The 18863-nt window shown below is 68.5% G+C and carries 20 protein-coding genes; 6 read left to right on the top strand and 14 right to left on the bottom strand.

Going from position 1 to position 18863, the window contains the following annotated elements; all coding sequences use genetic code 11:
- Positions 1–113: 113 nt before the first annotated feature.
- Positions 114–1715, bottom strand: a complete 1602-nt coding sequence (locus RCP38_RS06985) for a PGRS repeat-containing protein (protein ID WP_308476395.1) — start codon at positions 1713–1715, stop codon at positions 114–116.
- Between the two features lie 191 nt (positions 1716–1906).
- A complete protein-coding gene (locus RCP38_RS06980) occupies positions 1907–3289 on the bottom strand; it encodes a glycine--tRNA ligase (protein WP_308476394.1) in 1383 nt (460 codons plus the stop codon).
- Positions 3290–3452: 163 nt separating this feature from the next.
- Here RCP38_RS06980 and RCP38_RS06975 point away from each other — a divergent pair, with 163 nt between their 5' ends.
- The gene (locus tag RCP38_RS06975; protein ID WP_308476393.1) at positions 3453–3809 is read left to right on the top strand and encodes an ArsR/SmtB family transcription factor; all 357 of its coding nucleotides are present in this window, start codon (positions 3453–3455) and stop codon (positions 3807–3809) included.
- Entirely contained in the window at positions 3806–4198 is a 393-nt protein-coding gene (locus RCP38_RS06970) for a Fur family transcriptional regulator (protein WP_308476392.1), read from the top strand. The genes RCP38_RS06975 and RCP38_RS06970 overlap by 4 nt, the downstream gene beginning before the upstream one ends.
- A gap of 22 nt (positions 4199–4220) precedes the next feature.
- Here the strand turns inward: RCP38_RS06970 and RCP38_RS06965 are convergent, their stop codons facing one another.
- The 5 genes from RCP38_RS06965 to recO form a co-directional block, all read right to left on the bottom strand.
- Positions 4221–4610: a hypothetical protein gene (locus tag RCP38_RS06965; protein WP_308476391.1), complete on the bottom strand. Its 390-nt coding sequence runs from the start codon at positions 4608–4610 to the stop codon at positions 4221–4223.
- Positions 4610–5497 (bottom strand): decaprenyl diphosphate synthase, encoded by an 888-nt coding sequence (locus RCP38_RS06960; RefSeq protein WP_308476390.1) that lies wholly within the window; start codon positions 5495–5497, stop codon positions 4610–4612. The genes RCP38_RS06965 and RCP38_RS06960 overlap by 1 nt, the downstream gene beginning before the upstream one ends.
- Before the next feature lie 88 nt (positions 5498–5585).
- Positions 5586–6806, bottom strand: coding sequence for a class I SAM-dependent methyltransferase (locus tag RCP38_RS06955; RefSeq protein WP_308476389.1), 1221 nt, complete (start codon positions 6804–6806; stop codon positions 5586–5588).
- 133 nt (positions 6807–6939) lie between these two features.
- The gene (locus tag RCP38_RS06950; protein WP_308476388.1) at positions 6940–7401 is read right to left on the bottom strand and encodes a hypothetical protein; all 462 of its coding nucleotides are present in this window, start codon (positions 7399–7401) and stop codon (positions 6940–6942) included.
- A 223-nt stretch (positions 7402–7624) separates the two neighbouring features.
- The gene (recO, locus tag RCP38_RS06945) at positions 7625–8428 is read right to left on the bottom strand and encodes a DNA repair protein RecO (RefSeq protein WP_308476387.1); all 804 of its coding nucleotides are present in this window, start codon (positions 8426–8428) and stop codon (positions 7625–7627) included.
- A gap of 73 nt (positions 8429–8501) precedes the next feature.
- Between recO and RCP38_RS06940 the strand changes: the two genes are divergently transcribed.
- The 3 genes from RCP38_RS06940 to RCP38_RS06930 all read left to right on the top strand — a co-directional run bounded on the left by RCP38_RS06940 (position 8502) and on the right by RCP38_RS06930 (position 11288).
- The gene (locus RCP38_RS06940; protein ID WP_308476386.1) at positions 8502–9947 is read left to right on the top strand and encodes an amidase; all 1446 of its coding nucleotides are present in this window, start codon (positions 8502–8504) and stop codon (positions 9945–9947) included.
- A gap of 122 nt (positions 9948–10069) precedes the next feature.
- Complete coding sequence (locus RCP38_RS06935) at positions 10070–10408, top strand: hemophore-related protein (RefSeq protein ID WP_308476385.1); 339 nt, start codon at positions 10070–10072, stop codon at positions 10406–10408.
- A 4-nt stretch (positions 10409–10412) separates the two neighbouring features.
- Positions 10413–11288, top strand: coding sequence for a sulfurtransferase (locus RCP38_RS06930; RefSeq protein ID WP_308476384.1), 876 nt, complete (start codon positions 10413–10415; stop codon positions 11286–11288).
- 14 nt (positions 11289–11302) lie between these two features.
- On the opposite strand, the gene RCP38_RS06925 is transcribed toward RCP38_RS06930, so the two are convergent.
- From RCP38_RS06925 to RCP38_RS06905, 5 genes are all read right to left on the bottom strand, one after another.
- The gene (locus tag RCP38_RS06925) at positions 11303–11977 is read right to left on the bottom strand and encodes a DUF5642 family protein (protein ID WP_308476383.1); all 675 of its coding nucleotides are present in this window, start codon (positions 11975–11977) and stop codon (positions 11303–11305) included.
- 86 nt (positions 11978–12063) lie between these two features.
- Positions 12064–12972: a GTPase Era gene (gene era / locus RCP38_RS06920; RefSeq protein ID WP_308476382.1), complete on the bottom strand. Its 909-nt coding sequence runs from the start codon at positions 12970–12972 to the stop codon at positions 12064–12066.
- A gap of 90 nt (positions 12973–13062) precedes the next feature.
- Complete coding sequence (locus tag RCP38_RS06915) at positions 13063–14361, bottom strand: hemolysin family protein (protein ID WP_308476381.1); 1299 nt, start codon at positions 14359–14361, stop codon at positions 13063–13065.
- Complete coding sequence (gene ybeY / locus RCP38_RS06910; RefSeq protein ID WP_308476380.1) at positions 14358–14894, bottom strand: rRNA maturation RNase YbeY; 537 nt, start codon at positions 14892–14894, stop codon at positions 14358–14360. The genes RCP38_RS06915 and ybeY overlap by 4 nt, the downstream gene beginning before the upstream one ends.
- Positions 14891–15943, bottom strand: coding sequence for a PhoH family protein (locus RCP38_RS06905; RefSeq protein WP_308476379.1), 1053 nt, complete (start codon positions 15941–15943; stop codon positions 14891–14893). Before RCP38_RS06905 ends, ybeY begins: the two co-directional genes overlap by 4 nt.
- Positions 15944–16080: 137 nt before the next feature.
- Between RCP38_RS06905 and RCP38_RS06900 the strand changes: the two genes are divergently transcribed.
- Positions 16081–16728 carry a class I SAM-dependent methyltransferase gene (locus RCP38_RS06900; RefSeq protein WP_308476378.1) on the top strand — a complete coding sequence of 216 codons (648 nt, stop codon included), beginning with the start codon at positions 16081–16083 and terminating at the stop codon, positions 16726–16728.
- Here RCP38_RS06900 and RCP38_RS06895 read toward each other — a convergent pair.
- Together RCP38_RS06895 and RCP38_RS06890 are read right to left on the bottom strand one after the other, a co-directional pair.
- Positions 16707–17411, bottom strand: coding sequence for an AraC family transcriptional regulator (locus RCP38_RS06895; protein WP_308476377.1), 705 nt, complete (start codon positions 17409–17411; stop codon positions 16707–16709). The two genes, RCP38_RS06900 and RCP38_RS06895, sit on opposite strands and share 22 nt — an antisense overlap.
- The gene (locus RCP38_RS06890; RefSeq protein ID WP_308476376.1) at positions 17386–18762 is read right to left on the bottom strand and encodes an HNH endonuclease signature motif containing protein; all 1377 of its coding nucleotides are present in this window, start codon (positions 18760–18762) and stop codon (positions 17386–17388) included. Before RCP38_RS06890 ends, RCP38_RS06895 begins: the two co-directional genes overlap by 26 nt.
- Positions 18763–18863: the final 101 nt, after the last annotated feature.

Here is an 18863-nt window from a genome sequence, read left to right as displayed (position 1 = left end):
GCACCGTCGGCCGAGCACCCCCGAGCACCCCCGAGTACCGACGCCACCGCAGTCGATAGAACAGCAGTGCCCGCACGCCTGAGGCGTGCGGGCACTGCTGCCGAGACGCTGGATCAGCCGGCGTCGGTGGGGCCGCTGGCGCCCGCCTGACCGTCCGGTCCGGCCGTGCCGGCCGTGCCATCGGTTCCGGTGCTGGGTCCGGTCGCCGTCGCGGTGCCACCGGCACCACCGGGTCCGCCGGTCCCGCCGGCCCCGCCCGCTGCGCCACCGGTGCCGCCGGTCCCGCCGTCACCGCCGGCGCCACCGTCACCGCCGTCGCCGGCCGTCGAGACGCCGCCGGCACCGTGGGTGGTGGAATCGCCGCCGGCACCACCGGCACCGCCCGCGCCACCGGTGCCGCCGACGCTGCCCGCCGCGCCCGTGCCGCCCACGGCGCCGGCACCGCCCGCGCCGCCGTCACCGGCGGTCGCGGTACCCCCGCTGCCGTTCGACCGGGCGTCGCCGCCCGCACCGCCCGCACCACCGGTGCCGGCGATGAGGCCCTGGCCGCCGGTGCCACCGGCACCACCGTCACCGCCGTTGGCGATGCCGTCGGCGCCGTTGGATGTGGCCTCGCCACCGGCACCACCGACCCCGCCGACACCGCCGTGGCCGTTCTCGGCGACGCCACCGGTGCCGCCCTGCCCGCCGTTGCCGCCGGTGGAGTCACCGCTGAACCCGTTGGAGGTGCCTTCGCCGCCGGCACCGCCCGCACCGCCGGCCCCGCCTTCGCCGCCGTTGCCGATCGGTGCGGCCGAGTCACCGCCCGTGCCGCCGGCCCCGCCGTTGCCGCCGACGACGGTGCCCGTGGCCCCGTTGGCGGTCGCCGCACCACCGACACCACCGACACCGCCGGCGCCGCCGTTGCCGAAGATCGAGGCGACCGCGTCGCCACCGGCACCGCCGACCCCACCGTTGGATCCGGTCGCGACGCCACCGACGCCGTTGGCCGTCGCGGCGTATCCGGCACCGCCGGTGCCGCCGACTCCGCCGTCACCCATGACCGTGCCGCCGGTGCCACCGTTGCCGCCTGCACCGCCGTCGACTCCGGCGACGGTGGAATCCCAGCCGTCACCACCTGCGCCGCCGTTGCCGAAGAACCCGGCCGCGCCACCGTCACCGCCGGCTTCACCCTGCACCGTGGAGTCCCAGCCGTCACCGCCGTCGCCGAACCACAGCCCGCCCATACCGCCGTCGGGGCTGTCCGCGGTGCCGTCGTCGCCGTTGCAGATCAGGCCGCACGCACCATCGAGGCTGTCCTCGCCGTTGAGCTGGATGTAGGCAGCGTTGATCGCATCGTTGACCTGCTCGCCGAAGTCGCTGGTGATCCAGGCCTGCATCATGTCGTGCCACGGGTCATACATCCACTGCTCGACGATGGCCGCCGGGTCGAGCTCGGGGTTGCCCAGCAGCAGCTGGTCCCAGAACGGCGAATCGCCGAAGACGCCGTCGACATCGCTGGTGTCGGCGGCCGAGCCGATCACCAGGCCGGGGTCGAAGATGTCCATCAGCCAGTCGAGCCCGTCGGCGTGGGCGTCCGGGGCGGCGGCGAGCGGGGTCATCCCGAACGCCAGGAACGCCGCGATCGAGCTCCCCACCCCGATCGCGCGGTTGCGACGCCGTCCCGTGGTGCGGCGCGGATCATCCGATTGCGTGGTGCGCTTGCTCATAGTCATCTACCTACCTCCCAGGTGTGGACTACATCAGTCGGTCAGAGTGCCTCGAAAATATATAGGCTCCGATAAGTAAATGCCGACCGGGACCGCACATCAAGCCGAACGCCCAGACTCTCAGGAACCCGGGGCGCGCGTCGTCTACCCGCCCTGCGCACCCCGGGCGGGGCGCACCGACGCCGTGCGGAATCCGCTCAGCAGCCCTTGAGGCGGACCGCCAGGTAATCCGAGACCGCGTCGATCGCGACCCGCTCCTGCGCCATGGTGTCGCGCTCACGCACCGTGACGGAGTGGTCTTCGAGTGAATCGAAGTCGACCGTGATGCAGAACGGCGTACCGATCTCGTCCTGACGCCGGTAGCGCCGCCCGACCGCCCCGGCGTCGTCGAATTCGACGTTCCAGGACTGGCGCAACTCGGCGGCCAGATCGCGGGCCTTCGGCGACAGATCGGCGTTGCGCGACAGCGGCAGCACCGCCGCCTTGACCGGCGCCAGCCGGGGGTCCAGCCGCAGCACGGTGCGCTTGTCCACCCCGCCCTTGGCGTTGGGCGCCTCGTCCTCGTGGTACGCGTCGACCAGGAACGCCATCAGCGAGCGGGTCAGGCCGGCTGCCGGCTCGATCACGTAGGGGACGTAGCGGGTGTCGGTGCCCTGGTCGTAGAACGACAGGTCGACACCGGAATGCTCGGAGTGAGTGGACAGGTCGAAGTTGGTCCGGTTGGCGATGCCCTCCAGTTCACCCCACGGGTTGCCGGCGAAACCGAACTTGTACTCGATATCGGTGGTGCCGTCGGAGTAGTGCGACAGCTTCTCGCGCGGGTGCTCGTACAGACGCAGGTTCTCACGCTCGATACCCAGGTCCACGTACCACTGCAGGCGCGTCTCGATCCAGTACTTGTGCCACTCGGCCGCCGTGGACGGCTCGACGAAGAATTCCATCTCCATCTGTTCGAACTCGCGGGTCCGGAAGATGAAGTTGCCGGGGGTGATCTCGTTGCGGAAGCTCTTGCCGATCTGGCCGATTCCGAACGGCGGCTTGCGGCGCGCCGTGGTCACCACGTTGGCGAAGTTGACGAAGATGCCCTGCGCGGTCTCCGGCCGCAGGTAATGCATGCCCTCTTCGGATTCGATCGGTCCGAGATAGGTCTTGAGCATCATGTTGAAGTCGCGGGGCTCGGTCCACTCGCCCTTGGTACCGCAGTCCGGGCAGGAGATCTCACTCATCGGCACGTCATCGGGGTTGCCACCCTTCTTCAGTGCCACCGCTTCCTGCATGTGGTCCTGCCGATGCCGCTTGTGGCAGTTGAGGCACTCCACCAGCGGGTCGTTGAAGACCGCGACGTGGCCGGAGGCCACCCACACCGGGCGCGGCAAGATGATCGCGCTGTCCAGGCCGACGACGTCGTCACGGGACATCACGACCGAGCGCCACCACTGCCGCTTGATGTTCTCCTTGAGCTCCACCCCGAGTGGGCCGTAGTCCCACGCCGACTTGGTGCCGCCATAGATTTCGCCAGACTGAAAGACCAGGCCACGTCGCTTGGCCAAGTTGGCAACGGTGTCGATGATGGACGCCACGAGGGGGTGCACTCCTGTCTGGTCGGGACCGCCCCGGCAACGCCGGCGCGCAAAGCTTGAGCCATCGTATCGACACCGTCCGAGTTCTTTGACATGCATCATCACGCATGGAACAGTGGACGTCAGATCGGACCGATTTCCCAGTTCAGCCGGAGGTGGTGACATGTCTCCCTCCGCCTCGGGATTGGTAGCCGACGACCACCAGCACGCCGGCTCCGCATTCCCCGCGCCGCCGCCGCGGGAGATCCTCGATGCAGCCGGAGAACTGTTGCGCGCGTTGGCCGCTCCGGTGCGGATCGCCATCGTGTTGCAACTGCAGGAATCGCAGCGCTGCGTACACGAACTGGTCGATGCGCTCGGAGTTCCGCAACCGTTGGTCAGTCAGCACCTGAAGATCCTCAAGGCGGCGGGAGTCGTCGCCGGGGAACGCTCCGGCCGCGAGGTGCTCTACCGACTGGCCGACCACCACCTCGCCCATATCGCGATCGACGCCGTGGCTCACGCCGGTGAAGACCGTTGACGCCCCCCGGCGTACGCGCCACCCGGCAACGCGCGGCGATCTCGGCGTTGCTGGAGTCCGTCGACGATTTCAGGTCCGCACAGGAACTGCACGACGCGCTGCGTGAGCGCGGCGAGAACATCGGATTGACCACGGTCTACCGGACCCTGCAGGCGATGGCCACAGCCGGCCTGGTCGACACCCTGCGTTCGGACACCGGCGAGTCGGTGTACCGGCGCTGTTCGGAACACCATCATCACCACCTGGTGTGCCGAGACTGCGGAGCCACCGTGGAGGTGGGTGACCGTGAGGTCGAGGAGTGGGCGGCCCGGATCGCCGCCGAGCACGGCTATTCCGACGTCGAGCACACCATCGAGATCTTCGGCACCTGCGCCGACTGTCGCGGCTGAGCTCCCGCGCCGTCCGGAGACCTCAGCCGATCAACGCGCCCCGGATGTCCACGCCTTTGGCGAGTACCAACAAGACCAGCGTGCACAGCGCCTCGTCGGTCAGGCCGGTTCCGGGAAAGTTGTAGCGCAGCATCACATCTGCAGACTCGGCGTCCTTGGCGACCAGGGTGACCGTCCCGAGTTGGCTGAGGTCGGCCTGCTCGGCGGCACGGGCACGCAGCGTCTCGGTCAGCGGAAGATCCCAGCCCAGGATCTGGGTGAGCGACACCAGTTCGAGGTCTTCGGCTATCGGCACCACCCGCAGCGATGCCAACGTTCCGTCGTGCTGGACGGTCAGTGCGCCATCGGGTTCGGCGTCGACGGTCAGCACCTCGGCGAGCACCGGGGCGAGTCGGTCGGCCAGTGCCGCCATCACGCGCTTCCGAACCGCCGCTGCCGCGACGCGTACTGTTCGCAGGCCTCCCAGAGGTCGCGGCGGTCGTAGTCCGGCCACAGCTTCTCTTGAAAGATGTACTCGGCGTAGGCCGCCTGCCACAGCATGAAGTTCGACGACCGCTGCTCGCCGGAGGTACGGATCAGCAGGTCCACGTCGGGCATGTCGGGGCGGTGCAGATGCCGCGCAATGGTGGCCTCGTTGATGCGGTTCGGGTTGAGCTTGCCCGCGACGGCCTCGGCGGCGATCGCCTGTGCGGCCTCGGCGATCTCGGTACGCCCGCCGTAGTTCACGCAGTAGTTGATGGTGATGACGTCGTTACCGACGGTCATGGCTTCGGCGATCTCGAATTCCTTGATCACGCTGCGCCACATCTTCGGCCGCGAACCCACCCAGCGCATGCGCACGCCCATCGCGTTGAGGTTCTCCCTGCGGCGCCGCACGACCTCCCGGTTGAACCCCATCAGGAACCGGACTTCCTCCGCCGAACGTTTCCAGTTCTCGGTGGAGAAGGCGTACACGGTCAACCACTTGATGCCGAGTTCGATGGCACCACAAGTGATGTCGATCAGCACCGCTTCGCCCATCTTGTGGCCCTCGGTACGCCCCAATCCGCGCTGGGTGGCCCAGCGACCGTTGCCGTCCATCACGACGGCGACGTGGTTGGGCAGCGCCTCGGCGGGGATCTGCGGGGCGACCGCCTTGGAGGTGTGCTGCGGGGGACGGCACGGTCCCCCACCCGGCGGCTCCGGCAACTGCGGGAAGACCACCGGCCAGGTGGACTTGTCCGGAAACACCGGATAGTCGTCGGGCGCCGCGGGCAGTTGCGGGAAGGCGACCTTCCGATTGGCCCGGTTCAACACCATGCGCCCCATCCTGCCCGACCGGTCCGGAACCGCTCGCGGCGACCACGTAGTCGTGGTCGCCGCGGCGGCTTACCGGTCATACCGACGATCAGGAACGGGCACTCAGATCCATCGCGACGAAGTCCAGACGCCACAGCGACTGGAACAGCTTGCGCCCGAACTTCTCCAGGTCGGCGAGGCTGCCGCGGGACGGGCCGCCGGCCTGCGCCAGGTCCGCGGCGATCTGACGGATGCTGCGGCGCCCGTCGATGCTCTGGACGAACGGCAGCTGGGCCGGGTTCAGACCCAACCGCCAGCCCGGACGGAAGATCTCGTTGCCGTTCAGGCCGCACTTCCAACGGAACAGCGGCACGTAATCGAGGCTCTCGGGCGTCGAGAAGTCGATCGCGTAGCTGCTCTTGGGCCGGGAGCTCGGAGTGGCGATGAAGAAGTGGCGCGCGTTGAGGGTGTGGATGCGCTCCATCACCGACCAGATCTTCTCCTCCGGCAGCGCGTTCACCTTGTCGTAGAAACCACCCGACGGTGCGGCGATGTCGTGCGCGTAGTACGGGGCCTTGAGCAGCCAGCCCTGGAAGTCCAGGCCGGCCGAGTTGGCCAGATCGATACAGCCGTCGACGTCGTAGCTCTTCGCCCGACCGTGCAGGAAGGTGTCCACCAGACCCGAGTCCGATGCCAGGTCGCCGGCGATCTTCAGGTACGACTGGACCGGGTGGTCCTGCGAGAGCATCCGGATGGCCTGGCGAACGGTCTGGATCGACTCGTCGCTCTGCTCCAGCCCCAGGTCCTGGAAGACCGTCTCCAGGATCTCGATGCCGATCCGGCCGTAGCGGGCGTAGAGCATGATGCCGGCGACGCCGTCCGGACGAAGCTGGTCGGCGATCGCCTTCATGCCGACCTTCGGGTCGGCCATGTGGTGCAGCACGCCCGTCGAGACCGCGAGGTCGAAGTCCTGGTTGAGGCTGGACAGTTCCTCGATCGGGAGCTGGTGCAGCTCCAGGTTCCACAGGCCGTGCTTGTCCTTGAGGTACTGCTGGTGCCCCAGCGACGACGCGCTGATGTCGACGGCCACCACCTTGGCCTGGGGGTTGTTGTAGGCGAAGACCGCCGCCTGGTTGGTACCGCAACCCGCGATCAGGATGTCGAGGTCGGGGCGGTACTCACGGTCCGGCCACAGCACCCGGTGCGCGTGGCTCGGGTCGAACCATTCCCAGTTTCCGGCCGACCATGCCTGGAGGTCGTGGATGGGCGGCGGGTACGTCCACCGCTCGTACTGCCGGGAGACGATGTCTGCGCGTGGATTATCGGTCACTTCTTTGTGGCTCCTTGTTGATTTGACCCCCACCTGATCGGTTCAGACTTTAGCGGGGGCTGATTGGGCCGACGCGCCGGGAGCGACTCCGGATGGAGTCCCCGACGCGCCGGAATGGTCGTGGCGGCTCGGATCAGCCGGCGCGGCCCGGTTCACCGGGCTGACCAGGCTCCCCCGGGGTTCCGCCGGGCCCGGGCTCGCCACCCAGTCCACCGGCACCGCCCTCACCGGGCTCACCGCCGGGTCCGGCTGCGCCGCCGGCACCACCGGCACCGCCCTTGCCGCCGGCGCCACCCTGGCCACCGTCGCCGCCTTTACCGCCCTGGCCGCCTTGACCCCCGGCGCCGCCCTTGCCGCCCTGGCCGCCTTTACCGCCCTGGCCGCCCTTGCCGCCTTGGCCGCCCTTGCCGCCTTGGCCACCAGCACCCGCGGCACCGTCGGCCCCGTCGGCACCGTCTGCACCAGGAGCCCCGTCTGCACCAGGAGCACCATCGGCTCCGTCTGCACCGTCAGCCCCGGGGGCGTGCATCTGTAACGGCGCTCCGATCCCGAAACCCGGCCCGGCTTCGAAACCGGCACGGGCTGTCGGGGCCACGGCCGGGATCATTCCCACGACGAGCAGCGCTCCCGCCGCCATACCGAGACCAGCTCCGTATCGCGGCGTGGTGCTATGCGCCCAGCGCCCCCACCCGGTGTCGTGAAACATTCGGCCTGCCTTCCTGATTGAACAGTCGGATCGTGAAAGTCGCATCAGCCTACCGCCGAGGCCCGAAAAGTCCACCGAAACGGACATCATTGCCGGTCGACTCCAGCTGCGGTCAGCCGTCGCTGCCGGTCGCCTCGAACTCGGGATCGGCGTCGGGGTCGGGGTCGGGTTCGACCGCCCGCTGCTGGACCCGTTCCACCAGCGGCAAGGTGCGCAGCCGACGTTCCAGGTGCCATTGCAGATGAGCGGCCACCAACCCGCTGGCATGGCTGCGATGAGCCGTGCTGGATCGCCCGGCGGCCTCCCAGTCGCCGTCGTGCAGCGCCGACATCAGATCCAGCACGCCCAGTGGAGGGGTCGTCGACCCGGCCGGCCGGCAATGCCCGCAGACGCTGCCGCCGGCCGCGACGTGAAAGGACCGATGCGGGCCGGGGGTGGCGCAGCGCGCACACTCGGTCAACGCCGGCGCCCACCCGGCCACCGACATGGCGCGCAGCAGGTAGGCATCGAGCACCAACTCGCGGGGACGCCTGCCGTCGGCGACCGCACGCAAGGCGCCGACGGTGAGCCGGTGCAACGCCGTCGCCGGGGCGCGCTCCGCGCCGGCCAACCGTTCCGCGGTCTCCAAGATCACGCAGGCGCAGGTGTAACGGCCGTAATCACTGACGATGTCGGCGGCGAACGCGTCCACCGACACCACCTGGGTGACGATGTCCAGGTTGCGGCCGGGATGCAGTTGAACGTCGATGTGGGCGAACGGTTCCAGCCGGGCACCGAACTTGCTGCGGGTACGACGCACGCCTTTTGCCACCGCGCGGACCAATCCGTGGTCGCGGGTGAGCAGAGTGACGATCCGGTCGGCTTCGCCGAGCTTGTGCTGGCGCAGCACCACCGCCCGGTCCCGGTAAAGCCGCATCGCATCAGTTTGGCATCGCATGGCGCGTTTCGAGGGCACCCACCGGTGTGGCACGCCGATACTCTCGTCACCGATGACCCAACCGCCCGCGGCGTCCAACACCCGCTTCCCCACCCTCACCGAACAGATCTACCTGCTGGCCAGCGGCGAGGCGACCTCTGTCGACCTGGTGCGTCGCGCACTGCACGCCATCGACGCCAGCCAATCCACCCTGAACGCCTTTCGCGTGGTCTTCACCGAGTCCGCCCTGGCCGACGCCGCCGAAGCCGACCGACGTCGGGCCGCGGGCCGGCGTGCCCCCCTGCTGGGTATCCCCATCGCGATCAAAGACGACACCGACGTCGCGGGAGTGGCCACGTCGTTCGGCACCACCGGATACGTCGAACCCGCCGGCCACGACGCCGAGGTGGTGCGCCGTCTGCGGGCCGCCGGCGCGGTGATCGTCGGCAAGACCAACACCTGCGAGTTGGGCCAGTGGCCGTTCACCAGCGGCCCCGGATTCGGCCACACCCGCAATCCCTGGTCACGCCGGCACACTCCCGGCGGTTCCTCCGGTGGCAGCGCCGCCGCGGTCGCCGCCGGATTGGTCGCCGCGGCCATCGGATCCGACAGTGCCGGCAGCGTGCGCATCCCCGCCGCCTGGACTCATCTGGTGGGCATCAAACCGCAGCGCGGCCGCATCTCGACCTGGCCGCAGCCGGAGGGATTCAACGGGCTCACCGTCAACGGCGTGCTGGCCCGCACCGTCGAGGATGCGGCACTGGTGCTGGACGCGGTCGCCGGCAACGCCGACGGTGATCTGCACAAGCCGCCGCCGATCACGGTCTCCGACCATGTGCGGACCGCGCCGGGGCCGCTGCGCATCGCGCTGTCCACCCGTTTCCCCTTCACCGGATTCCCCGCTCGGCTGCACCCGGAGATCAGGGCCGCTCTTGAGCGCACCGCCGAACAGTTGCGGCTGCTCGGGCACACGGTGCTGCCGGGCAACCCCGATTACGGCATGCGCCTGTCGTGGAACTTCCTGTCCCGCTCCACCGCCGGAGTATTCGGCGCATCGAGCGGCTTCGATCACGTCACCTTCGACCCGCGGACGCTGGCCAACATGCGCACCGGCCGACTGCTGTCGCAGGCCGTACTGCGCAAGGCCCGCGCGCACGAAGCCGAGGACCGGCGTCGGGTCGGCTCGATCTTCCGCATCGTCGACGTGGTGCTCGCACCGACCACCGCCCAGCCACCGCCGCCGGTGCACGCATTCGACGACCTCGGCGCGCTGGAGACCGACCGCGCCATAATCGCGGCCTGCCCGGTGACCTGGCCGTGGAACCTGTTGGGGTGGCCGTCGGTCAATGTGCCGGCGGGGTTCACCTCGGAGGGGTTGCCGATCGGGGTGCAGTTGATGGGGCCCGCCAACAGCGACGGCCTGCTGGTTTCGTTGGCCGCCGAACTCGAGGGCATCAGCGGATGGGCCGCTCGCCAGCCCACCCCGTGGTGGCGCACCGAGCCCGGCCACGGCTCGTGAGCACACGGTAAGGCCGCTACCTGCGACTTCAGCGCGATCACCGGCGGTCCGCTAAGCTTGGCCCGTCTTGACGTAAGTCTTCGCATCCCCGTAAAGGTGCACTGGTGAAAGGCGTCCGAAACATGGCCTCTCTGTCGTTGACCAGATTCGCTGTCGCAGCTGGCAGCGTGGCCGTAGCGATCTCCGCCGGATCCGGGTTCGCCTCCGCGGCTCCCGACCTCGGCCCGATCATCAACACCACCTGCACCTACTCCCAGGTCACCCGGGCACTCAACGCGGAGAACCCCGCCGCGGCGGCAGAGTTCGACGCCAACCCGAACGCGCAGGGCATGCTGCAGATGTTCCTCAGCGCGCCCCCCGCCAAGCGTCAGCAGCTGGCGGGCATGGTCCAGGCCATGCCCGAGGCGCAGCAGTACGTCGGCACCATCACCCAGGTGGCCGGCTCCTGCAACAACTACTGAGCGCATGCCCGCGGAAGGCCCGCGCAGTAGAGTTCTGATCCGCGCCGCGGAGCTCGCCGAGCTCCTGCGATCGGGTGATTCGCCGACGATCCTCGACGTCCGGTGGAGCCTGGACCAACCCGACGGATATCCGGCGTACCTCGCGGGCCACATTCCGGGCGCGGTGTATGTCGCGCTCGAAGACGAGCTCTCCGATCACGCCGTGACCGGCTGGGGCCGCCACCCGCTGCCGACCGGCCGCAATCTGGAGAGCGCCGCCCGCCGGTGGGGAGTGCGACGTGATCGACCGGTGGTGGTCTACGACGACTGGAATCGGGCCGGGTCCGGTCGGCTCTGGTGGTTGCTGAGGACCTCCGGAGTCAAGGATGTCCGCATTCTCGACGGCGGCCTGGCGGCGTGGTCGGCGGCCGGCGGCGCGGTCCAGACCGGTGCCGTCACGCCGGAGCCCGGCAATGTCACCCTGCTACCCGAAGACCTCTACGACGGCCTGCAGCCCACGCTCACCGCCGATGACGCCGGCGAGGGCGCCCGCACCGGCACGTTGTCGCTGCTCGACGCCCGCGCACCCGAACGGTTCCGCGCCGAGGTCGAACCCATCGACGCGGCCGCCGGTCATATCCCGGGCGCGAAGAACCTGCCGTTCACCGCATTGCTCGCCGCTGACGGCACGTTCCTGCCCGACGACGAACTCGCCCGGCTGCTGACCGACCGCGGTGTCGGCGCCGCCGATACGGTCGGCGCCTACTGCGGCTCGGGAATCAGTGCCGCGGTGATCGTGGCGGCGCTGGCTGCCATCGGCCGGTCCGCTGCCCTGTTCCCCGGCTCGTGGTCGCAGTGGAGTTCGGATCCGAACCGTCCGGTCGCCACCGGCGAGGCCTGACAGCCGCGGCGCGTTTACTCGCGCAGCGCGGCAACCGCATCCACCAGCAGCTGACGTGCCCGCTCGGCGTCGACCATGCCCGGCGGCTGGCCGCGGAGCTGCTGCGGGCTGGCGGTCACCTGCACCAGCGCGGTTCCGAGGTATGCGGTGAATGTGTAGGTCTCACGGGACTGCGTCTGCCCGTCCTTGCCGGTGATGGTGATCTGCGAATGCGCCCCCACCGTCGTGGCGTGGTCGATCTGCGGCGCATCCACCTCCTCGAGGTCTCCGGTGAGCTTGCCCGCGTTGAACGACACCTGCTTGCAGTTCTCGGCCGCGGCGGCATCGTAGGGCAGTTCCTGGTCGGACTGCATGGCGATGGCGGCCATCTGGTTGCCGTTGCCGACGATCGAGACCATCGACATCTTGCCGCGGATGCCCTTGGGCGGCCGGCCGCTGGATGCCGCGAATTCGGCGCAGTCGGCCGGATCGAAGGTCACGCCGGGCGGCATCTTCTGCGGCCCGAGAATCTTCGGGTCGATGTCGTTGGGCCCCTTGGTCTGGCTCTTGTAGTCCGAGTCGAAAGTCGACTGGACGTTGAACAGCTTGGTGGTGTCGATCGGCTTGTTGGATCCGCCGCAACCGGTCAGCGCTTGCGCACACAGGATCAGGCCGACCGAGGACACCATCAACGACTTACGAACGGGCATCCCTGGAATGTACCAATGCCGATCCCCCAACCGCCGGAGGCGGCCCGTCCCGATTCCCCGGCGATACCCGCCGACGCGTCGCATGCCTAGAACCCCAGCCGGCCGAGCTGTTTGGGATCACGCTGCCAGTTCTTCGCCACCTTGACCCGCAGATCGAGGAACACCTTGGTGCCCAACAGTTTTTCGATCTGGGTCCGGGCGGCGGTGCCCACCTCGCGCAACCTGGCCCCGCCGCGGCCGATCACGATCCCCTTCTGACTGTCGCGTTCGACGTAGAGCAACGCGTAGACCTCGATGAGGTCCTCACGGTCTTCGCGCTGCCGGACCTCCTCGATGACCACGGCCAGCGAGTGCGGCAGTTCGTCGCGCACGCCCTCGAGAGCGGCCTCCCTGATGAATTCGGCCATCAGGGTCTCTTCGGGTTCGTCGGTCAGCTCGCCGTCCGGGTAGAAAGCGGGCCCGACCGGCAACGCGGCGGCCAGCACCCCGATCAGCACGTCGACCTGCTCACCGCTGACCGCCGATACCGGGACGATCTCGGCCTCCGGCGCCAGCTCGCCGACCGCCACCAACTGTGCGGCGACCTTGTCCCGAGAAGTCTTGTCGATCTTCGTGACGATCACGATCAACTTGGTTCGGGGGGCCACCGCCCGGATCTGCTCGATGATCCAGCGGTCGCCGGGACCGATGGCCTCGTCGGCGGGGATGCACAGGCCGATCACGTCGACCTCCGAGTAGGTGTCCTTGACCAACTCGTTCAGCCGCTTACCCAGCAGCGTCCGGGGCCGGTGTAGCCCGGGGGTGTCGACCAGGATGATCTGGAAGTCGTCGCGGTGCACGATTCCGCGGATCGTGTGCCGGGTAGTCTGCGGCCGGTTGGACGTGATCGCCACCTTCTGACCGACCAGGGCATTGGTCAGGGTGGACTTTCCGGTGTTGGGTCGTCCGACGAAACAGACGAATCCGGAATGGAACTCAGACGGGGACTGCGTCACGAGGCACCTTTCACCGAACGTGTATTCAGCGCGAGTCTGCGCGTGTTCTCCCGCAATGGGTGCAGGTCGGACACCCGCCCACCCCGCTGCTCACTGCGCATCTGCCGCCTCCTCGTCGTCGGGCTCGACCGGGGTGACCAGGATGGTTCTGATGCGCACCCGTCCGCGCCCCTGCCGACTGCCCTCGGCCCGCAATCGCAGTCCGTGTGACACTACCTCGGCACCGGGCAGCGGAACCCTGCCCAGCTCCAACGCCAAGAGTCCCCCGACCGTTTCGACGTCGAGGCCCTCGTCGAACTCCACCCCGTAGAGTTCCCCGACATCCTCGATAGGCAACCGTGCCGATACCCGAAACCTGTTGTCGCCCAGATCCTGTACCGGGGCCACTTCGCCCTGGTCGTATTCGTCGGCGATCTCGCCGACGATCTCCTCCAGCACGTCTTCGATGGTGACCAGGCCGGCGATCGCGCCGTATTCATCGACCAGCAGCGCCATGTGGTAACGGCTGCGCTGCATGTCGGCCAGCAGCGCGTCGAGCGCTTTGGAGTCGGGCATGAAGACCGCGGGCCGCATCACCTGCGCGACCGTGGTGTCGCGCCCCCCGTTGGTCGAATAATAGGTTTGTTGGACAAGGTCTTTCAGGTAGACGACACCGAGGATGTCGTCGACGTTCTCGCCGATCACCGGGATACGGGAGTGCCCGCTGCGCACCGCCAGCGACGTGGCCTGCCCGGCGGTCTTGTCGTGTTCGATCCACACCATCTCGGTGCGGGGAACCATCACTTCACGGGCCGGCGTGTCGGAGAGTTCGAAGACCGACTGGATCATCCGCCGTTCGTCGGCCGCCACCACACCGCGCTGCTGCGCGAGATCGACCACCTCCCGCAATTCGACTTCGGAGGCGAACGGCCCGTTACGGAAGCCGCGTCCCGGAGTCAGTGCGTTGCCCAATACCACCAGCACCCGGCTGATCGGTGCCAGCAGCACCGAAAGAACCTGCAGCGGAAGCGCGGAGGCCAGGGCGATGGAGTAGGCGTTCTGCCGGCCGAGCGTGCGCGGCCCCACCCCGATCACCACGAAGCTGACCACCACCATGACCGCGGCGGCCGCGAACAGACCCCAGTCCAAGCCGAGCACGGCGTGCAGCAGATACACCAGCAGTGCGGTGGCGGTGATCTCGCAGGTGATACGCAGCAGCACCACCAGGTTGATGTAGCGGGGCCGTTCGGCCATCAGCTTGACCAGCCACACCGCGCCGGGTCGCTTCGCCCGGACCAATTCCTCCACCCGCGCCGGCGACACCGTGGAGACCGCGGCGTCGATCGCGGCGAACAATCCGCCGAGACCGATCAGCGCGATGACGCTGAGTAGCAGCGGTGTCGACGTCACAGCTCGTCGAAGTACCGGGACTTGTCCAGCAGTCGGCGGTCCTTTTCGCTCTGGGTCTCGGCCCGATAGGCCTCCACCTGGTCGGCCACCCACTCCTCGAGCAGTCGGCGCTGCAGCGCGAACATCTCTTTTTCCTCGTCCGGCTCGGCATGGTCGTAGCCGAGCAGGTGCAGAACGCCGTGGACGGTGAGCAGCGCGAGTTCCTGGCCGAGCGAATGTCCGGCCGCGGCGGCCTGTTCGGCGGCGAACTGCGGGCACAGCGCGATATCGCCGAGCATCGACGGCCCGGGTTCGGGCGCATCCGGGCGACCGCCGGGCTCCAGTTCGTCCATCGGGAAGCTCATGACGTCGGTGGGACCGGGCAGGTCCATCCAGCGCATGTGCAGGTCGGCCATCGCGTCGGTGTCCAGCAACACCATCGACAGTTCGGCGCCGGGGTTGACGTCCAGCTTCGCCAGCACGAACTTGGCGACGCTGATCAGCTCGACCTCGGAGACATCGAGTCCGGACTCGTTGGACACCTCGATGCTCATCGGCGCGACCTTCCCTGCGTTGCGCGCCGCGCTGCGCGGTTCATCGCGAGTCCCGGCTGGGTTTGTTCGGACTCGTGGCGTGCGTAGGCGTCGACGATCTCCGAGACCAGTCGGTGGCGCACGACGTCGACGCTGGTCAGCTCGGCGACATAGATGTCGTCGACGTCGTCGAGAATGTCGACGGCGGCCCGCAGCCCGGATCTCGCGCCACCGGGCAGGTCGATCTGGGTGACGTCGCCGGTGACGACGATCTTGGCACCGAATCCCAGGCGGGTGAGGAACATCTTCATCTGTTCGGCGGTGGTGTTCTGCGCCTCGTCGAGGATGATGAACGCATCGTTGAGGGTCCGACCGCGCATGTAGGCCAGCGGGGCCACCTCGATCACCCCGGAACTCATCAGTTTGGGGATCAACTCGGGATCCATCATGTCGTGCAGGGCGTCATACAGCGGCCGCAGGTACGGGTCGATCTTCTCGCTCAAGGTGCCGGGCAGAAAACCCAGCCGCTCCCCGGCCTCCACCGCCGGCCGGGTCAGGATGATCCGGGTGACCTGCTTGGACTGCAATGCGCTGACCGCCTTGGCCATCGCCAGGTAGGTCTTGCCGGTGCCGGCCGGACCGATACCGAACACGATGGTGTGCGCGTCGATGGCGTCGACGTAACGCTTCTGGTTGAGCGTCTTGGGCCGGATGGTCTTGCCCCGCCGCGACAGGATGTCGAGGGTGAGGACTTCGGCCGGCGACTCGTTGCCGGTGCCCACCAGCATGCCGACGCTGTGCCGCACGATTTCGGGGGTCAGGGACTGCCCGCCGGCCACGATGGCCACCAGTTCGGAGAGCACCCGTTCGGCCAGGGCGACGTCGGCGGGCGCGCCGGTGCAGGTGACCGAATTGCCGCGCACGTGCAGGTCGGCGGAGAGCAGCCGTTCGAGCGCACGCAGATTCTCGTCAGCGGAACCCAACAGGCCCACGATCAGGTCGGACGGAACATCGATGCTGCTGCGAACCTGCGAGGCCGGCCCGGCAGCGGGGGTATCGCGGGGCGTCACGGCGCTTCCGATGCCTGCTTCCTGGGGATTTTTATGCCGCGTGGCGGCAACGAGTCGGACGCTTGAGTCTACCGCCTCGTCTGCGGCGAGCGGTTCGTTCAAGACCGGGCTTGCTCGCACCGCGGAGACTGGCCGGTATGAGCGAGAACGCGTTCACCCCCGCCCTGGGCCGCCTGGCGCCGGCCCGATTCTTCGATGTCGTGGTCGCGATGACGCGCGAGCGGCGCTGGCGCGGTCTGACCATCGAGCACCTGGCCCCGCAGTCCGGCGAGATGATCCTCGACGTGGGCTGCGGCACCGGTTCGCTGGCACTGTTGGCTGCCGCGGCCGAACCGGGAGCGCAGATCGTGGGCATGGACCCCGATCCCGAGGTCTTGGCGGTGGCACGCGGGAAGGATCGCGACGGCCGGGTGCGCTGGCTGTCCGGGATGGGCGACCGGCTGGTGGATTCCGTCGGGACAGGGTCGGTCGATGCGGTGATCTCCAGCCTGGTGTTGCACCAGTGCCCGCTGGCCGTCAAGAGTGCGATCTTGGCGTCGATGTTCGCGGTGCTGCGCCCGGGCGGCCGACTGGTGATCGCGGACTACGGGTTGCAGCGGACCGCGTTGATGCGTCTGGCGTTTCGGATCGTTCAATTCGCCGACGGCAAAACCGACACCCAGCCCAACGCCGACGGCGTTCTGCCGGAACTGATCACCGCGGCCGGTTTCACCGATGTCCGCGAGGTCGAGGTGGTGGCGACCGTCACCGGATCGCTGTCGGTCTATGTCGCCCGCAAACCCTGATCTCCCAATCCCCGCAGTACGACCGTCGGTGTCAGGCCCATCATCTCCCGCATCTGCCGGGCGAAATGAGCTTGGTCGGCGAACCCGGCAGCAGTCGCGGCCTCGGCCGGCGGCATACCCGATTGCGCGGCTTCCACCGCTCGGCGCAGCCTCGACCAGACCCGCCAGCGCGTGAGCGGCATCCCGAGGTCCCGCCGGGCGAGCGCCCGCAGCCGCTGCGGCGAAAGGCGTACCGCAGCAGCCAGGTTCGCCATCGGGATACTGTCATCGGCAAGCAGGGCCAGGACTGTCACCAGACGGGGATCGAGCTGCTGAGACCGCCCGCGGCAAGCGGCGGCAACTTCCGGCTCCCCGAGTTCGCCCAACTCTGGCGCTGCGGCGATACCGGGGTGGTAGCACCGCCGCAGCAGGTCGGCATATCGGCAGTGCGGTTCGATGAAGTAGGTGACCAGATCCGGCACGGCGAGGATGCGGTGGGGCGCCATCGGCGACACCACCAGGGCGGCCGCCCGATGACGGGTTCCGGCGGGATCCACCATGGCTACCCGGCCTCGACCGGCCGCCACGATCTGGAACGCACCGTGCCGATGAATCGGGCCGTCAGCCACCGGACCGCGATACACCGCGTAGCCGTCCCCGATGGTCAGCGCCGAACGCCTAATCTCCATCGTCGTCCCCGTCACCGGAATCACTGTCCTGCAATAGCTTTTCCGGGTGATGGTAGTAGTTGATGCGAGGTTGGCCGTGGTCGCGATCCGGCGGCGGAACGGTTTCGGTGACGCCGTCGGTGCGTTTGCGGGTTCGCCAGCCGCCGGTGGTGATCAGTTGATGGTGCGGGCCGCAGCGCAGGCTCAACTCGTGGATGTCGGTGCGATGCGTGATCGCATAGTCCTCGTCATGGTGGACCTCACAGCAGTACCCCGACACCGTGCAATTCGGATGCCCACACCCGCGCTCCTTGGCATACAGCACGATGCGCTGCGCCGGTGACGCCAGCCGTTTGGTGTGAAACAGGGCCAGCTCTTTGGCCCCGGAATAGATGCGTAGGTAGTGGTGGGCGTGCGACGCCATCGCGATCACATCGGTCATGGGCAACCGGGAGCCGCCGCCGGCATGGGCAGTGCCGTTGCCGGCCTCCAATTCGGCCAGGGTGGTGGAGACAACGATGGTGGCCGGTAACCCGTTGTGCTGCCCGAGTTCCCCGCAGGACAGCAGATAACGGCCCATCGCAGTCAGGGCGTCGTGATGACGTTGCGGGGCACCGCGGGTATCGCCTTGGATAGCCTCTTGGCTGGGTGTACCACTGGTGCAGGGGGTGGGATCGGCGGGGTTGCACATTCCCGGTGCGGCCCAGCGAGCCATCACCGCGTCCCAGGTCGCCCGAGCCTGGGGGTCGAGGAATCCTTTGATCGGGGTCATACCGTCGCGGCCCTGCGGACCCAGCACGATCCCGCGGCGCCGGGCCCGGTCCTCATCGGTGAAGTTGCCGTCGGGATGCAGGTGATCGGCAACCCGGTTCGCGCATCTGGCGAGTTCGTCGGGGCGGTTTCGTCGCGCCAGGCCCGCCAGGTGTTCCTCGGCCTGCGCGAGAGTGCCGGGGTCGGTGCCGGCGGGCAGGTAGTGGAAGAAGGAGCGGATCACCGCGATGTGCTCGGCCCCGACGCGGCCATCGCGTTGCGCGGCGGCCAGGTGTGGCATCACCGGGTCCAGGGGCTCGCCGGTCATGGCGCGGCGCGGCCCGAGTTCCGCGGCATCTGCGATGCGGCGGCCGGCGTCCCCGCGCAGGATGTGCAGTCGGTCGGCCAGGACCCAGCGGGGTTTCCCACCGATCTCGACCGGGTCTGCGGCGGCAACCCGGTTCACCATCGGATGCTCCAACGCCGGCAACCGCCGCCGCAGCATCTCGCAGCGCCGCAGTAAAGCCAAGCACTCCCGGGGCGTCAGCCCGTCGACATCACAGTCCAGCGCCCGATCCAGATCAGCGTCCAACGCATCGAGAGCCTGCTGCAGCTCCTGCCAACGGTTCGAACGCATGTGCTAACTCTAGCGTCGACCCCCGACAGGAATCCCGGACAAACCCGCAGCTCAACAACCACAGTGACACCCGTGAAACCAGTGACGGAAGTGGCCGCGAA

The sequence above is a fragment of the Mycolicibacter sp. MU0083 genome (assembly GCF_963378075.1).
Lineage (GTDB): Bacteria > Actinomycetota > Actinomycetes > Mycobacteriales > Mycobacteriaceae > Mycobacterium > Mycobacterium kokjensenii.
This window is presented reverse-complemented; position numbering and strand designations above follow the sequence as displayed.

Excerpts from the sequence above, each read along its gene's own strand:
- ybeY (WP_308476380.1), bottom strand. The coding sequence starts at position 14,894 with ATGAGCATCGAGGTGTCCAACGAGTCCGGACTCGATGTCTCCGAGGTC.
- RCP38_RS06975 (WP_308476393.1), top strand. The coding sequence starts at position 3,453 with ATGTCTCCCTCCGCCTCGGGATTGGTAGCCGACGACCACCAGCACGCC.
- recO (WP_308476387.1), bottom strand. The coding sequence starts at position 8,428 with ATGCGGCTTTACCGGGACCGGGCGGTGGTGCTGCGCCAGCACAAGCTC.
- RCP38_RS06935 (WP_308476385.1), top strand. The coding sequence starts at position 10,070 with ATGGCCTCTCTGTCGTTGACCAGATTCGCTGTCGCAGCTGGCAGCGTG.
- RCP38_RS06930 (WP_308476384.1), top strand. The coding sequence starts at position 10,413 with ATGCCCGCGGAAGGCCCGCGCAGTAGAGTTCTGATCCGCGCCGCGGAG.
- RCP38_RS06925 (WP_308476383.1), bottom strand. The coding sequence starts at position 11,977 with ATGCCCGTTCGTAAGTCGTTGATGGTGTCCTCGGTCGGCCTGATCCTG.
- RCP38_RS06890 (WP_308476376.1), bottom strand. The coding sequence starts at position 18,762 with ATGCGTTCGAACCGTTGGCAGGAGCTGCAGCAGGCTCTCGATGCGTTG.
- RCP38_RS06940 (WP_308476386.1), top strand. The coding sequence starts at position 8,502 with ATGACCCAACCGCCCGCGGCGTCCAACACCCGCTTCCCCACCCTCACC.
- RCP38_RS06960 (WP_308476390.1), bottom strand. The coding sequence starts at position 5,497 with ATGGTGTTGAACCGGGCCAATCGGAAGGTCGCCTTCCCGCAACTGCCC.
- RCP38_RS06985 (WP_308476395.1), bottom strand. The coding sequence starts at position 1,715 with ATGACTATGAGCAAGCGCACCACGCAATCGGATGATCCGCGCCGCACC.
- RCP38_RS06965 (WP_308476391.1), bottom strand. The coding sequence starts at position 4,610 with ATGGCGGCACTGGCCGACCGACTCGCCCCGGTGCTCGCCGAGGTGCTG.
- RCP38_RS06900 (WP_308476378.1), top strand. The coding sequence starts at position 16,081 with ATGAGCGAGAACGCGTTCACCCCCGCCCTGGGCCGCCTGGCGCCGGCC.